At 54.0% G+C, this 1,148-nt stretch carries 1 pseudogene; it reads left to right on the forward strand.

Annotation, left to right across the window (positions count from 1 at the left end):
* Positions 1–379 precede the first annotated feature (379 nt).
* Positions 380–1,148: pseudogene (locus U4E84_RS18095) on the forward strand (hypothetical protein); the annotation flags it as partial.

Below are 1,148 nucleotides of genomic sequence, written 5' to 3' on the forward strand. Positions count from 1 at the left end.
TCCTACGACTAAAATCATTGATGAGGAACTGAATATCCTCGGACAGGCCACCCGAGGGACGCCCGTTACGACTGGTGAAGCACAGGATCGGTTGACAAACTCGCTCAGGGAGACGCTTCGGTCCGGGGAGAACGCGCTCATCGTGGCACCAACCAGCCTCGGGAAGACCCATCTCGTGGCGACAACTCCGTGGCGCGACTTCCCGGAGATTACAGGCGACCAGCCGGTGATCCACATCTCGCAGACCACAGAAGCCCGCGATCAGGCGGCTGAAGCGAGCGAGAACGCTGGCATAGAATACCATGTCCTACGGGCGCGAACAGAGCTTTGCCCTGTCGCGCGAGGGGACCATGACAATGAGCTTCAGACTACCGACCGAATGACCCCCTCCAAATGGTTCGATCAAAAGTGCGATCGAGAGGGAACCTCGTTCAGCGACGCCCACAAGGAACTACTCAAAATCCATGGAACGCTTCCGTGTTCAAACAATGGATTGTGTCCGGCATTCGCACAATACAAAGGAGTTCCCCGCGGCGGGGAAAACGAGAAACCGACTTACGACGTAGTCCACGCAAGCGCCGCATTTGCTCGATTAGGAAATATCACTCACAACAGCAACGTGATCATTGACGAGCGGCCGTCGTACGGACTTGAAGTCAACAGGCCCCAATTTCGGGAACGTATTCTGAACAGTATCACGAGCCTGCTGAACCTTCGATCCGATGCGGAGACCGGGACGTACACGTGGGAATCGCTTATCGAGCTTGCGAGAGGCAGGCCAGAGAAACCAGAGGAACTCGAAGGTTGGAACAAACGGATCACAGAGTACTCAGAGCTATTTGAATCAGGCCTGACGACTGCGGAGAGATTCCGCTCAACTTCTTCAATTCATGAGCTTACACCGGCGATTGGACGTGCGATCTGTGCCGCAATTCGGGTTGGTAATGGTAGATACTGCGGCCACGACGGTTCTCTAAAAATTGTATTTACCCGGAACAACAAGATTCGGACGATACACGACTGCCCAGACTTATCTGAAACTCGTTGTGTTATCGGGTTAGACGCACACCCGTCGCCTCAACTCTGGAAGCTAAACACCGGATACGAACTACCGGTGAAAACTCTGCTCTCCGCCAATGAAGATCAAT

This window comes from Halorubrum sp. AD140, from assembly GCF_034497445.1.
Taxonomy (GTDB): Archaea; Halobacteriota; Halobacteria; order Halobacteriales; family Haloferacaceae; genus Halorubrum.